Annotated in this window: 11 protein-coding genes; 6 read left to right on the top strand and 5 right to left on the bottom strand. The window is 71.6% G+C overall.

Annotation, left to right across the window (positions count from 1 at the left end; genetic code table 11):
• The first annotated feature begins 32 nt into the window (after nucleotides 1–32).
• Nucleotides 33–668, top strand: coding sequence for a DsbA family protein (locus ACE3TA_RS02275; protein WP_374570075.1), 636 nt, complete (start codon nucleotides 33–35; stop codon nucleotides 666–668).
• On the opposite strand, the gene ACE3TA_RS02280 is transcribed toward ACE3TA_RS02275, so the two are convergent.
• Nucleotides 665–1,063, bottom strand: a complete 399-nt coding sequence (locus tag ACE3TA_RS02280) for a nuclear transport factor 2 family protein (RefSeq protein WP_374570076.1) — start codon at nucleotides 1,061–1,063, stop codon at nucleotides 665–667. The two genes, ACE3TA_RS02275 and ACE3TA_RS02280, sit on opposite strands and share 4 nt — an antisense overlap.
• A 127-nt stretch (nucleotides 1,064–1,190) precedes the next feature.
• Here ACE3TA_RS02280 and ACE3TA_RS02285 point away from each other — a divergent pair, with 127 nt between their 5' ends.
• On the top strand, nucleotides 1,191–1,616 hold the full coding sequence (locus tag ACE3TA_RS02285) for a TadE/TadG family type IV pilus assembly protein (RefSeq protein WP_374570077.1): 426 nt from the start codon (nucleotides 1,191–1,193) through the stop codon (nucleotides 1,614–1,616).
• 4 nt (nucleotides 1,617–1,620) lie between these two features.
• Here the strand turns inward: ACE3TA_RS02285 and ACE3TA_RS02290 are convergent, their stop codons facing one another.
• From ACE3TA_RS02290 to ACE3TA_RS02300, 3 genes are read right to left on the bottom strand one after another with little or no spacing between them, the layout of a single operon-like run.
• Nucleotides 1,621–2,601, bottom strand: coding sequence for a transglutaminase domain-containing protein (locus ACE3TA_RS02290; RefSeq protein ID WP_374570078.1), 981 nt, complete (start codon nucleotides 2,599–2,601; stop codon nucleotides 1,621–1,623).
• 12 nt (nucleotides 2,602–2,613) lie between these two features.
• Entirely contained in the window at nucleotides 2,614–3,558 is a 945-nt protein-coding gene (locus ACE3TA_RS02295) for an alpha-E domain-containing protein (protein WP_374570079.1), read from the bottom strand.
• The gene (locus ACE3TA_RS02300; RefSeq protein ID WP_374570080.1) at nucleotides 3,555–4,964 is read right to left on the bottom strand and encodes a circularly permuted type 2 ATP-grasp protein; all 1,410 of its coding nucleotides are present in this window, start codon (nucleotides 4,962–4,964) and stop codon (nucleotides 3,555–3,557) included. Before ACE3TA_RS02300 ends, ACE3TA_RS02295 begins: the two co-directional genes overlap by 4 nt.
• A 298-nt stretch (nucleotides 4,965–5,262) precedes the next feature.
• On the opposite strand from ACE3TA_RS02300, the gene ACE3TA_RS02305 reads away from it, so the two are divergent.
• Together ACE3TA_RS02305 and ACE3TA_RS02310 are read left to right on the top strand one after the other, a co-directional pair.
• Nucleotides 5,263–7,047: an autotransporter assembly complex family protein gene (locus ACE3TA_RS02305; protein WP_374570081.1), complete on the top strand. Its 1,785-nt coding sequence runs from the start codon at nucleotides 5,263–5,265 to the stop codon at nucleotides 7,045–7,047.
• Nucleotides 7,044–11,192 (top strand): translocation/assembly module TamB domain-containing protein, encoded by a 4,149-nt coding sequence (locus ACE3TA_RS02310; protein ID WP_374570082.1) that lies wholly within the window; start codon nucleotides 7,044–7,046, stop codon nucleotides 11,190–11,192. Before ACE3TA_RS02305 ends, ACE3TA_RS02310 begins: the two co-directional genes overlap by 4 nt.
• Nucleotides 11,193–11,242: 50 nt before the next feature.
• Here ACE3TA_RS02310 and hspQ read toward each other — a convergent pair whose 3' ends face one another.
• Complete coding sequence (gene hspQ / locus ACE3TA_RS02315; protein WP_374570083.1) at nucleotides 11,243–11,572, bottom strand: heat shock protein HspQ; 330 nt, start codon at nucleotides 11,570–11,572, stop codon at nucleotides 11,243–11,245.
• 161 nt (nucleotides 11,573–11,733) lie between these two features.
• On the opposite strand from hspQ, the gene ACE3TA_RS02320 reads away from it, so the two are divergent.
• A complete protein-coding gene (locus tag ACE3TA_RS02320) occupies nucleotides 11,734–12,837 on the top strand; it encodes a Ppx/GppA phosphatase family protein (RefSeq protein WP_374570084.1) in 1,104 nt (367 codons plus the stop codon).
• Nucleotides 12,834–13,538 (top strand): RlmE family RNA methyltransferase, encoded by a 705-nt coding sequence (locus tag ACE3TA_RS02325; protein WP_374570085.1) that lies wholly within the window; start codon nucleotides 12,834–12,836, stop codon nucleotides 13,536–13,538. The genes ACE3TA_RS02320 and ACE3TA_RS02325 overlap by 4 nt, the downstream gene beginning before the upstream one ends.
• Nucleotides 13,539–13,541: the final 3 nt, after the last annotated feature.

The following is a 13,541-nucleotide window of genomic DNA, read 5'->3' on the forward strand; positions in this document are numbered from 1 at the left end:
CGTTCGGCAGACCGAACAGAGGAGGCGCTCCCATGGATGGCCGCCACCTGATCTACTTCTCCGACCCCATGTGCTCGTGGTGCTACGGCTTCTCGCCGGTGATCGAGGACATCCGCGAAACCTTCGGCGACAAGCTGCCGATCCGTGTGGTGATGGGCGGCCTTCGCCCCGGTACGGAGGAGCCGCTGAGCGAGGACGCCAAGCGCTCGCTGCGCGACCACTGGACCCATGTCACCGAGGCGTCCGGCCAGCCGTTCGACGAATCGGTGCTGGACCGCGAGGGCTTCATCTACGACACCGATCCGGCCGCCCGCGCGGTGGTGCTGCTGCGGCGCAACCATCCGAACCTGGCGCTGGAGTACCTGCGCCGGCTGCAGGCGGCGTTCTACGCCGAGAACCGCGACGTGACCTCGCTGGAGGTGCTGGCCGACATCGCCGCGGACCTGGGTGTGCGGCGCGACGCCTTCCTGCACCAGCTCGACACGGTCGACGCGCGCCAGGAGACCTGGCGCGACTACGCGATCTCGCAGCGCGCCGGCGTCACCGGCTTTCCCACTCTGGTGGCCGGCCCCAACGACGAAGGGGTCTATGGCGTGGTGACGCGCGGCTACGCCCCCGCCGACCAGGTGCTGGCCGTGCTGCGGGCGTGGATGGCCGACGCGGCCTAGGCGGCCGGCTCCTCGAGCGTCACGTAGAGCTCCGATTCCAGCACCCATTGGCCGGTGACCTTGCGCCAGACCGCCAGGTAGGTCCCGGACATGGTGGTTTCGCCGCCGGCGCCGCGCCAGCGGGCGGTCCAGTCGCCGGCCTCGGCGGCGCGCGTCTGCGCCTGGTCCAGGCGCACGTCGGCGGTGGCGCGCACGTAGGTGATGAAGGCCGGATCGCGGAACTGGCCGGCGAAGGCCTCGACCACCGCGTCGGCGCCCAGGATCAGGCCGCCGTCGCCGGTGATCAGCTTGACGTCCGGCGCCAGGAACGGGCGCAGGCGGGCGGCCTCGTGCGAGGCGATGAGCTTGTTGGTGAGCTTGCGGCGGGCGCGCACGGCGGTTTCGGCGGCGGACACGGCGGATTCCCTTGAACTGAAGCGCCGGTGTTGCGACGACGCAGGCCCGACGTCCACCCTAGAAAATCATCGCCGGCCGAACGCAACCGTAACGCGTGGTTTACGGGATTGCGGCTATAGGCCGCATATGGGGGCGCTGATCCGCAAACTGGCCCGATGGCGAACCTCGCCGCGCATCGCCACGGCGATGGAGATGGCCTGTCTCGCCCCCGCGCTGGCGCTGCTGGTCGCGGGCCTGCTGACCTGGGGCGGTTACTTCTGGCTCTCGCGCCAGATCCAGGCCGCCGCCGACGACGCCCTGGCCGCCGCCGTCGCCGAGATCAACGTCGACGCCCGGGAGGGCAAGGCCAAGGCCGAGGCGGAACGGGCGCTGGCGGCGAGCGCGGCGCTGGGCTCGGGAACGATGCAGGTCTCGGTGGTCACCCAGCCGAGGCGGCTGACCGTGCTCCTGATCTACGACGCCTCGCGCTCGCCGATGTTCGCGCTGGGCCGGCTGATGCCGATGCCCTCGCCGATGATCGTGCGCTCGGCGAGCCGCAGGCTGGCGTCGTAGGGCGCTACTGCTGCTGTTGCTGCTGCTGGTCGTAGGTGATCCCGCCGAACGGGCCGCGTCGGCGGTTGTTGCGCGGCGAGGCCGAGGGCTGCGAGACCCGGAGGAACTCCGGCTCGGTCATGGCCGCCCGCGCCCGGCGCACTGAAACCCCCACGGCGAGCTGGCTTTCGGCCTCGCCCTTGTAGACCCCGCGCGACGGCGGCACGTCGGCGTAGTCGCGGCCCACGGCGGCGGCCACGTGGCGCTCGCCGGCGACGACGTTGTTGGTGGGGTCCAGGCCGAACCAGCGTGTGGAGGGCAGGAACACCTCGACCCAGGCGTGGGTGGCGTCCGGATCGGAGCGGTCGCCGGCCTTGCGGTCGGTGAACAGGTAGCCCGAGACGTAGCGCGCCGGCACGCCCCACGAGCGGCAGATGGCGATCATGATGTGGCTGAAGTCCTGGCAGACCCCGCGCCGGGCCTCCAGGGCGTGGTCGATCGGGCTGTCGGCGTCGGTGACGCCCGCCTCGTAGCCGAACGACTTGGACAGGATGTCGTTGAGCTCCAAGAGCGCCGAGAGCGGATCGCGCACCCGCAGCTCCTCGAGGTTCTTCTCCTTGACGAACGCCTTCAGGGCGTCGGTCTCCACCGCGAAGCCGTGCGGGCGCAGGAAGTCGAAGTTCTCGCCGCGGACGAAGTCGCTGCGCAGGCGGTCCCATTCGCCCACGTCCAGCGCCTCGGGCAGGGGCGCCGGGGCCTGGGTGTCGACGGCCGAGCGGGCCACCATGGTCAGCCGGTCGTGCGGCTGGGGCACGTCGAAATGGTAGACCGCGTTGCCGAAGGTGTCGGCGTAGGAGAAGAGCTGGGCCGGCGGGTCCAGCTCCAGCTCGAAGCTGATCAGCCGCTGGCCGGCGCCCTTCTGCGGCTGCATCCAGACCTCCATGACGCTTTCGCGCACCGGAGAGTCGTAGAGGTATTGGGTGACGTGGCGGATTTCGAGCAGCACGTGTTCGCGTCCTTAGGCCGGCAGCCGCGCTTCGAGGGGATAGGCGACGAAGGCGTCGTGCAGGGCGTGGTGCACGGCCGCGCACTCATCGCCGATGTTGGCGAGGAACACGCCCGCGCCCTGGGTTTCGATCTCCTGCATGTCGGCGTACTGCATGCGCGCGCGCAGCCGCCCGGCCAGCCGCTCGGGGCTGACGTGGGCCGTCACGGCCAGGTACTTGGTCAGGCTCGCCAGGTGCTCCTCGATCTGGGCGGTGGCGAAGCGCAGCGAGCGCGGGAAATCCTCGTCCAGCAAGAGGAAGCGCAGGATCAGCCGAGGCTGGATGTCGGCGGTGTAGGCCCGCAGGTAGGGCTCCAGCGCGCAGCCCATGCGCAGCACGCTGGTCAGGGCGAAGTGGTCGTTCAGGGCTGGGCGGTGCGTGTCGCCGAAGCAGACCTCCAGCAGTCGCGCCACAAGCTGGGCGCGCTCCAGGTACATGCCCAGCAGCAGGAACCGCCAACCCTCGCCGTGGCTCATGGTGGCGTCGGCCGCGCCCTTGAACAGGTGCAGGTCGGCGATGATCTCGTGCAGGAACACGGAGGATCCGTCGGCGAAGGCCTTGTTGGCCTCGTGCGAGGTCATCCGCAGGAAGACGAAGTTCAGCCGCTCCCAGGTCTCGGTGGTGATCTGGTCGCGCACCTGGCGGGCGTTCTCGCGGGCGCGGGCCAGGGACGAGACGATCGAGCCGGGGTCTTCCTTGTCGAGCACCAGGGAGGTGGCCACCTCGTAGGGCGCGGCGGCGCGCTCGGGGTCCGGATCGCCCACGGCGGCCAGGGCGATCCGCGCCACCTGGGCCGCCCCGTCGGTGCGGTCCAGGGTGGCGTTGAGCATCACGTCGGAGAGCCGGCAGATGTGCTCGGCCCGCTCAACGTAGCGGCCGATCCAGTAGAGGCTGTCGGCCACGCGCGCCAACATCATGAGCGGGGCTCCTTGGTATCGGCCAGCACCCAGGTGTCCTTCGAGCCGCCGCCCTGGCTGGAGTTGACCACCAGCGAGCCCTTGCGCAGGGCGACGCGGGTGAGGGCCCCGGGCGTGACGACGATCTTGTCGCCCGACAGGATGAAGGGCCGCAGGTCGACGTGGCGCGCGTCGATCTCGCCCTCGATCAGGCAGGGGGCGGTGGACAGGCTGATGGTGGGCTGGGCGATGTAGTTGTCGGGATTGGCGCGGATCGCCTCGGCGAAGGCCTCGCGCTCGGCCTGGGTGGAGTGCGGCCCCACGAGCATGCCGTAGCCGCCCGAGGCGCCGACGGCCTTGACCACCAGCTTGTCGAGATTGGCCAGCACGTGGCTGAGCTGGGCCGGCTCGCGGCACAGGTAGGTCTCGATGTTGGGCAGGATGGCGTCCTCGCCCAGGTAGTAGCGGATGATCTCCGGCACATAGGCGTAGACCGCCTTGTCGTCGGCCACGCCGGTGCCCGGCGCGTTGCAGATCACCACGTTGCCGGCCCGGTAGGCGTTGAACAGGCCGGCCACGCCCAGCGCCGAATCCCGGCGGAAGGTGAGGGGGTCGATGAAATCGTCGTCCACCCGGCGATAGATGATGTCCACCCGCCGAAGGCCGGTGGTGGTGCGCATGTAGATCAGGTTCTCGTGGACCACGAGGTCGCGGCCCTCGACGAGCGGCACGCCCATCAGGCGCGCGAGATAGGCGTGCTCGTAGTAGGCCGAATTGTAGACGCCGGGGGTGAGCACCACGACCTGGGGATTGGGCCGCCATTCGGCGGCCATGCTCTTCAGGGTGGCCAGCAGCAGGTCCGGATAGCGGTCGATCGAACGCACGCCCGAGGCGCGGAACGTGCCCGGGAAGGTGCGCTTGGAAGCCTCGCGGTTGGCCAGCATGTAGGAGACGCCCGAGGGCACGCGCAGATTGTCCTCCAGCACGGCGAAGTCGCCGTTGGGCTGGCGGATCAGGTCCGAGCCGCAGACGTTGGCGTAGGCCTGGTGCGGCACGAAGAGGTTCTGCATCTCCCGGCGGTAGGACGGCGCGCCCAGCACCAACTCGCGCGGCACGATCCCGTCCATCAGGATCTGCTGGTCGCCGTAGATGTCGGCCAGGAACATGTTCAGCGCGCGCAGCCGCTGGGTCAGCCCAGCCTCGATCTTGGCCCATTCGTCGGCCGGAATGATGCGCGGCAGAAGGTCGGTCGGGATGATCCGCTCGGTGGAGCTTTCCGCGCCATAGACGGTGAAGGTGATGCCCTGCAGCAGGAAGAAGCGCTCCAGGGTGCGCTGGCGCTCGGCCAGGTCCGCGCCGCTCAGGGCGGCGAGCCGGCGCGCCAGGGCGGCGTAATGAGGACGCACCGTCGCGTCCGCCGCAGACATCTCGTCATATGGCGCAGGCGCGGTTTCTTGAACGGGGACGGGAGTTTCGTCCGAACGCTGCGCCTTGGCCACGCTGAGCTCCACTCGAATGACACCTTTCGCGTTCACACCGTCTCCGAACCTAGGATCGCTCCAATGGTTTGGAGCGCGATTTCAGGCTCAGCGACCGCGCGGGCGGTGAGTGCTCAATATTTGATCAGTTTCAGCGCGCATGGAAAGCATCTCTCGCTTCGCACCCCAGGTGACAGTTCAGATGGCCCCGGTTACACCGCTGGGCGGGGGCGTAAGGGTGAGTTGCTTGCGACGTCTGGTCTATGCGCTCGCCGCTTCGGCGGCCTGGTCCTTGTTCGCGCCCGCCTTGGCGGCCGGCGCCGAGGCGCCGAGGGCGCGGATCGACGGCGAGCTGGATTCCAGTCTTCGCGAGGCGATCGCCAGGGCCGTCGGGGAGACGGACCGTCCGATCCAGAACCGTTTCGAGGCGCGCCGCCGGGCCCGCGAGGCCGGCGAGGACGCGATCGCCGTGCTGCGTTCGGAAGGCTACTACGCCTATGAGGTCGAGCCGGTGGTGGGCGAGGGCGACGCGCCGACGCCGGTGATCCAGGTCACGCCCGGCCCGCTGTTCACCATCGCCGCCCCGAAGATCGAATGGCTGGAGCCGGCGCCCGGCGAGGCGGCGCAGGCGGCGGGCGACAAGGCCATGGCGCTGCGGCTTGGCGGCCCGGGCCGGGCCGCCGAGGTGGTGGCCGCCGAGGGCCGGATCGTCGCGGCCGTGCAGAAGCAGGGCTACGCCGACGTGCGGGCGGCCCCGCGCGAGGTGATCGTCGATCACGCCGATCACACGGTCAGGCCCACCTTCCGCATCGAGGCGGGCGATCTCGTGCGGCTGGACGGCATCGAGCTGATCACCCACGGGCGCACCCGCAAGCGCTGGCTGGACAAGCTGGCCACCTGGAAGCCCGGCGACGCCTATGACCCGGACGACGTGGCCGAACTGGAGCGCCGGCTGCTGGACACCGGGGTGTACGACTCGGTCACCGTGGCGCTGGCGCCCAAGCAGAAGGCCCAGGCCGACGGGCGGCGGCCGATCATCGTCAGCCTGGCCGACCGCGACAAGCGGACCCTGGAGCTCGGCGCCAGCTATTCGACCAGCGAGGGCGCCGGCCTGGACGGAAGCTGGACGCGCTACAACGTGCTCGGCCGCGCCGACACCCTGGCCGCGGTGATCCGCGCCTCCGACATCGACAGCAAGGTCGGGCTGAACCTGTCGCTGCCCCATTGGCGGCGGGCGCAGCAGACCCTGAAGATCGGCGGATCGGCCTACAACGACCGGACGAGCGCCTATGACGAGACCGGCGTCGGCCTCAGCGCGGACGTGACCCGGCGCTTCGGCAAGACCTCGTTCCTGACGCTCGGCGCGTCGGTCGACTTGAGTCGCACGATCGAGAAGCAGACCGCCACGCTCAGCACCCTGGGGCGCAACCTGGCGATCTTCACCGGCCTTGGCGTGCTGTCGCTGGACCGCAGCAACGATCCGCTCAATCCCACGCGCGGCTGGCGGCTGGAGACGCGGGCCGAGCCCACCCTGCTGGCGGGCGAGGGCGCGCTGCCGTACCTGAAGGTCCAGTCGCAGGCGACGGCCTATCTGCCGCTGACCAAGACCGCGCGCACGGTGCTGGCCGGGCGGCTGAAGCTGGGCACGACGGTCGGGGGTTCGATCCCCGAGGTTCCGGCCTCGCGGCGGTTCTACGCCGGCGGCGGCGGCTCGGTGCGCGGCTACGCCTACCAGGCGGTGGGGCCGCGTCTGGCCGACAACACGCCGCAGGGCGGGCTTTCGCTGCTGGAGGCCTCGGCGGAGGTCCGCCAGAAGGTCGCCGACAAGTGGGCCGTGGTCGCCTTCCTTGACGCCGGCGCCGTCGGCACCGACCGGTTTCCGGCGGGCAAGGACCTGAGCGCCGGCGCGGGCCTTGGCGTGCGCTACGACCTGGGCTTCGCCCCCGTCCGCGCCGACATCGCCGTGCCGCTGGACAAGCGGCGAGGCGACTCCGGCTTCCAGATCTACCTCAGCATCGGGCAGAGCTTTTGAGCGGCGAGGAGACCAAGCCTGCGCCGGCGCGGCGGAAGCCGCGGCACGGCCTGCGGATCGGCCTGGCCCTGGCGGCGGCCGTGGCGCTGCTCGTCGGCCTGGCGGTCGGCGCGCGGTTCGCCGTGCTCGCCCCCGGCGTCCGCCACTTCATCGAGGCCCACGTCGACGGGTTGAAGGCCGGCCGGGTGGGCCGGCTTCAACTGAGCGGCCTGGACGGGGACCTGTGGCGCGACTTCACCGTCAAGCGCCTGGCCATCGCCGACGACAAGGGCGTCTGGATCGAGGCGCAGGACCTGCACATGCGCTGGCGGCCCTCGGCGCTGTGGGCGCGCACGGTGGCGATCGACCTGCTCACCGCCAAGCAGTTGCGCGTGCTGCGCCGCCCGCAGCTCGGCCCGCCCACGGGCGAGGGCGGGATGCCGGTGAACGTGCGGATCGCCGACCTGCGCACGCGCGTGGAGATGCTGCCGGACTTCAGCTACAGCCGCGGGCTCTATGATCTGACGGCCTCGCTGGAGCTGCGCCGCGACGACGAGGGCCAGGCCGGCCAAGTGTCAGCCAAGAGCCTTCTGCACGCGGGCGACCACGTCAACGCGCGCTTCGACATGGGCGGCAAGCGCCCGCTGCTGCTGGACATCGACGCCAACGAGGCCAAGGGCGGCGCGGTGGCCGGGGCGCTGGGCCTGCCGGCGGACCAGGCGTTCGACCTGCAGGTGCGCGCGAGCGGGCGGATGTCGGCCGGCCAGTTCAAGGCGCGCGCGGTCTCCGGCGAAACGACGCCGCTGGAGGCGCACGGCGACTGGAGCGAACAGGGCGGCCAGGCCGAGGGGCGCGTGTCGCTCACCGCCTCCAGCCTGACCCGCGGGCTGGCCGAACGGCTGGGCGACGACGTGAGCTTCATGCTCTACGGCCGCAAGACTCCTGGAGAACTCTACCTGCTGGACGGCCGGCTCTCGTCGGCCAACCTGACCGTCACGGCGCGGGGCCAGGGCGACATCGGCGAGCGGCGCACCGGGCCGGCGGGCCTGGCGGTGTCGCTGAGCGCAGCGGACCTGTCCAAGCTGGCGGGCGTGGAGGGGTTCGGGCCCGGTCGCATCGACGGCGCCCTGCGCGGACGCGCTGACGATCTGGTCTTCACCGGCCAGGCCGACGTCGGCCGGGTGACGACAGGCGCCTACCAGCTGGCGGGCCTGAGCGGGCCGGTGGAGTTCAGCCGGCAGGGCGACGACTTGGCCCTGAAGCTGAAGTTCGACGGCGCGGGCGGAGCGGGGCAGGGCTACATGGCCGCGCTGCTGGGCGCTGCGCCGCGCCTGGAGATGGAGGCCCGCCGGCTGAAGAACGGCCGGATCCTGCTGCGCCAGCTTTCGGCGAAGGGCTCGGGCCTGGAACTGGACGCCAGCGGCGCGCGCACGCTGCTGGGCGCATTGACGTTCCGGGGCGAAGCGCGGCTCTTCAACCTGCAGGCGGCCCGGCCCGGCGCGGCCGGGGAGCTGACGGCGAGCTGGTCGGCCGACCAGAGCAAGGCCGACGGGCCCTGGCGCTTCGGCTTCGACGCCGGCGGCAAGGGGCTGGCGCTGGGGATTTCCGAGCTGGACCGGATGCTGGGCGCCCAGCCTAGCCTGCATGGCGAGGCGGCGCTGGAGGGCCGGCGGCTGACGGTCTCGGACGTGCGGCTGAACGGCGCGGCGGTGGCGGCGCAAAGCTCCGGCGTGGTCGCCGAGGACGGCGGACTGGATTTCAAGCTCGACTGGAGCGCCTCGGGGCCGTTCCACGCCGGGCCCGTGGAGGTGACCGGCAAGGCGGCGGGCTCGGGAACCCTGACCGGCGCCCTGGCCACGCCCAAGGCCGAGCTCGTCGCCGACATCGACGCGATCGACGTGCCGCGCCTGCCGCTGAAGACGGCCAAGCTCACGCTCGACTTCCAGCGCGCCGCGGACGGCGCCAGCGGCCACGCGGCCCTGACCGCCGCCAGCGACTACGGCCCGGCGCGCGCGCAGGCGGCCTTCGCCTTCCCGGACGGCGGCCTCGACCTGACGGACGTCAAGGTGCAGGCGGGCGGGGTGGACGCCTCCGGCTCGGTGTCCCTGCGCAGCCACGGCGCCTCCGGGGCGGACCTGGACCTGGCCGTGGGGCCTGGAGCGTTCCTGGAGAGCGGGCGCATCGACGGCCAGATCAAGATGGCCGACGGCGAGGGCGGCGCGCGGGCGCTGGCGACCCTGACCGCCGAGGACGCCCTGTTCCCCGGCCGCAGCTTCGCGATCCACCAGGCGCGGCTGAGCGCGGACGGACCGCTTTCGCACTTGCCGTTTGTCGTGACGGCCGACGGCGCCTCGCGCAGCGGCCGCTGGAGCCTGAACGGCAAGGGCGCCTACGGCGACGGCGCGCTGACCTTCGACGGCGGCGGCAAGCTCGGCCGGCGCGAGCTGAAGACGGTGGAGACCGCCCATCTGCAGCTCGCCGGCGCGGCGCGCGGGGCGCGGATGCGGCTGGCCGCCTCGGACGGCGGCGCCCTGGACATCGACGCGCGCATGACCGACGGCGACGCCGACATCAAGGTCAAGGCCGACGGCGTCGACATGGGGCTGTTCAACGAGGACCTGGCCGGCCGGGCCAACGCCACGCTGACCCTGCACGGCCGCGGCGAGCGGCTGGACGGGGCCTTGGACGCTGAGCTCGACGGTGCGCGCGGCCGCGGCGCCGATCCGGCCACCGGCCTCAACGGCGTGCTCCACGCCAAGCTCGACGGGCCGAGCCTGCACATCGAGGCGCAGGGCGCCAACAGCCAGGGCCTGAAGGCCCAGGCGAACCTGGACCTGCCGGCCGAAGCCTCGGCCTCGCCGTTCCGCATCGCGCTCGACCGCACCAAGCCGGTGAAGGGCACGTTCTTCGCCGACGGCGAGGTGCGGCCGCTGTGGGACCTGTTCTCCGACGGCGAGCGCACCCTTTCCGGCCACGTGCGCATGCAGGGCAGCCTGGACGGCACCTTGGCCGACCCCCGCGCCGTGGGGCACGCCCAGGTGGACGGCGGCCGCTTCGCCGACGCGGGCATCGGGCTGGTGCTGGGCGACGTCCAGCTCAAGGCCGACTTCGCCGACAACGCGGTGAGCGTGTCGGAGGCCACCGCCTCGGACGGCCACGGCGGCCTGGTGTCCGGCGGCGGGCGCATGAGCCTGGCGCGCAACGGCGCCTCCAGCTTCCGCCTCGACCTGAAGGGCTTCCGACTGATCGACAACGAACAGGCCAGCGCCACGGCGAGCGGCCAGGCGACCATCGATCGCGGCTCGGACGGCAAGGTGCGCCTGTCGGGCGCGCTGACCATCGACCAGGCCGAGATCGCCGCCGTGACGCCCACGCCCTCGGGCGTTGTGGCCATGGACGTGGTGGAGATCCACAAGCCGGTGAACCTGGAAAGTTCGCTGGCGGCGCCCTCGCGCGTCGGGCCCGGCATCGCGCTCGACGTCAGCCTGAAGGCGCCGCGGCGGGTCTTCCTGCGCGGGCGCGGCCTGGACGTGGAGTTCTCCATGAACGCGCACGTGGGCGGGACCACCTCGAATCCGCTGCTGACGGGCGAAGCGCGGGTGGTGCGCGGCGACTACGAGTTCGCCGGCAAGCGCTTCGAGTTCGATCCGCGCGGGACGGTCTATCTGTCGACCGACCCGGAAAACGTGCGCCTGGACCTGACCGCGACGCGCTCGGACACTTCGCTCGTGGCGGTGGTGCGCATCCTGGGCGCCGCGGCCAAACCCAAGATCACGCTCACGTCAACGCCGGTGCTGCCCAGCGACGAGGTGCTTTCGCAGGTCCTGTTCGGCACCTCGGCCTCGCAGCTATCGCCGCTGGAGGCCGCGCAACTGGCCTCGGCGCTGTCGTCGCTGGCCGGCGGCGGCGGCTTCGATGTCATCGGCGGCCTGCGCAATTTCGCGGGGCTGGACCGCCTGGCGCTGGGCGGCGGCGGGCAGAGCGCGGTGACCGTCTCGGGCGGCAAGTACCTGACCGACGACGTCTACCTGGAGCTGACCGGCGGCGGGCGCGACGGCGCCTCGGCCCAGGTGGAGTGGCGCGTGCGCGACAGCCTGTCGATCATCTCCAAGGTCGGCGGCCAGGGCGACGCCAAGCTCGCCGTGCGCTGGCGCAAGGACTACTGAGGCGCAGCCAAGCGCGCCTGCGCGGCCGTGCGCGCAGCCGGCCGGTCGGCTTAGTGGGTGATCCTGGGGCGCAGCTTGTACTGGCCCTCGCGGAACGATTCGAAGATCAGCGCGGCCTGGGGGTGGCCCACCGGCTGGCCCGTGTCGTCGGGCAGCAGGTTCTGTTCGGACACATAGGCGACGTAGGCGTTCTCATCGTTCTCCGCCAGCAGGTGGTAGAACGGCTGGTCCTTGCGCGGCCGGATGTGCTCGGGAATGGAGAGCCACCATTCCTCGGAATTGCTGAAGGTCGGATCGACGTCGAAGATCACGCCCCGGAACGGAAAAATCCGGTGCCTCACCACTTGGCCGATACGGAACTTGGCGAGTCGAGCGTCCATGCCGTCGAATCTAAGCCCCCTCTCCTGACCGAGAGGTGAACGTATCGATCATGTGACAGTCCGCAACCCAGCGCCTTTCGGCGCGCGAGCGGCCTTGTTAAAGTCGTCTGTGAAGTGAGGCGTACCAGTGCGGCGCGCCTGCGAAGGACAGGTGGCGGTCCATGTCAGAGGCGCCGAGTGCGTCCGGCGCCAGAGCGCGTAGCCGGGGCAAGTCCGCGAGCGAGCAGCCGTGCTATGCGGCGCTCGACCTGGGCACCAACAATTGCCGGTTGCTGATCGCCTCGCCGGCCGGAGGCGGGTTCCGGGTGGTCGAGGCCTATTCCCGCATCGTGCGGCTGGGGGAGGGACTGAGCCAGAGCGGCCGGCTCTCCGAGGCGGCCATGGAGCGGGCGCTGGCGGCCCTGAAGGTCAGCGCCGAGAAGGTGCGCCGCCGTCGGGTGGTGCGGCTCAAGGCCATAGCCACACAGGCTTGCCGCATCGCCGACAACGGCCAGGCCTTCGTCGACCGGGTCGCCGAGGAGACGGGGCTTCGCCTGCAGATCATCACCCCGCGGGAGGAGGCGCAGCTCTCCGTCGCGGGCTGTCTGAACCTGCTGGACCGCAGCGCCGAGGCGGCGCTGGTGGTCGACGTCGGCGGCGGCTCGACCGAGCTTTCCTGGGTGGACCTGTCGGGCGGCGGGCCCGAGGCGACGGGCGGCCGGGTCACCCCCGGGCAACTGCCGATCCGGGCCTGGCTGTCGGTGCCGATCGGCGTGGTGACCCTGGCCGAACGCTTCCCGGAGGGCGAGGTCGCCACCGAGGGCTGGTTCCGCCAGATGGTCGACACGGTTAAGGCCGAGATCGCGGCGTTTCGCCGCGCCGATCCCTTGCGCGATCTCTTCGAGGCGGACCGCGCCCACCTGATAGGCACCTCCGGCGCGATCACCAGTCTGGCCGGCATGCACCTGGGCCTGCGCCGCTACGACCGCGCCCAGGTGGACGGCATCTGGATGAGCCGGGCCGAATGCGACGCGGCGGCGGGCCAGCTCCTGGCGCTGTCGGCGCGCGAGCGGGCCGAGCAGCCCTGCATCGGGCCCGACCGGGCCGACCTGGTGCTGGCCGGGGCGGCGATCCTGCAGGCGGTGCAGGAGCTCTGGCCCTGTTCGCGGGTGCGCGTGGCCGACCGCGGCCTGCGCGAAGGCATACTGATGTCGCTGATCGCCGGACGCGGCCGTCGTCGCCGCCGTCGCCGTCGCGGCCCGTCCCGCAGATCGGAGGCTGCATGAGCGAGCCGCCGCGCAAGCGCATGGTCAAGCCGCCAGAGGGCGGCGTCGAGGAGGGGCGGGGCAAGCCGCAGCGGCTGAAGACCGCCAAGCTGCGCACGGCCTCCTCGCAGGCCTGGCTGGAGCGCCAGGTGAACGACCCGTTCGCCGCCAAGGCCCGCGCCCACGGCTATCGCTCGCGCGCGGCCTACAAGCTGGCCGAGATCGACGACCGCTTCCGGCTGTTGAAGCCTGGCGCTCGGGTGATCGACCTGGGGCTGGCGCCCGGCGGCTGGACGCAGTTGGCCATCGAGCGCGGCGTCGGCGCGGTCGCGGGCGTGGACCTGTTGCCGGTCGATCCGATCCCGCCCGCTCACATCCTGCGGATGGACTTCACCGACCCGGCCTGCGGGCCCCGGCTGATCGAGCTGCTGGGCGGGGCGCCGGACGTGGTGCTGTCGGACATGGCGCCCAATACGGTGGGCCACAAGCAGACCGACCACCTGCGCATCATGGGGCTGATCGAGGCGGCGGCCGATTTCGCCGTCTCGGTGCTCAAGCCCGGCGGCGCCTTCGTGGCCAAGGCGTTCCAGGGAGGCGAGACCGCCCAGCTCATCGGCGAGCTGAAGCGTCGCTTCTCCGAGGTGCGCAACGTCAAGCCCAAGGCCAGCCGGGCCGAGTCCTCGGAGGTCTATATCGTGGCCACGGGCTTCAAGGGCCGCTGAGGG

It is taken from the genome of Phenylobacterium sp. (genome assembly GCF_041916435.1).
Lineage (GTDB): Bacteria > Pseudomonadota > Alphaproteobacteria > Caulobacterales > Caulobacteraceae > Phenylobacterium.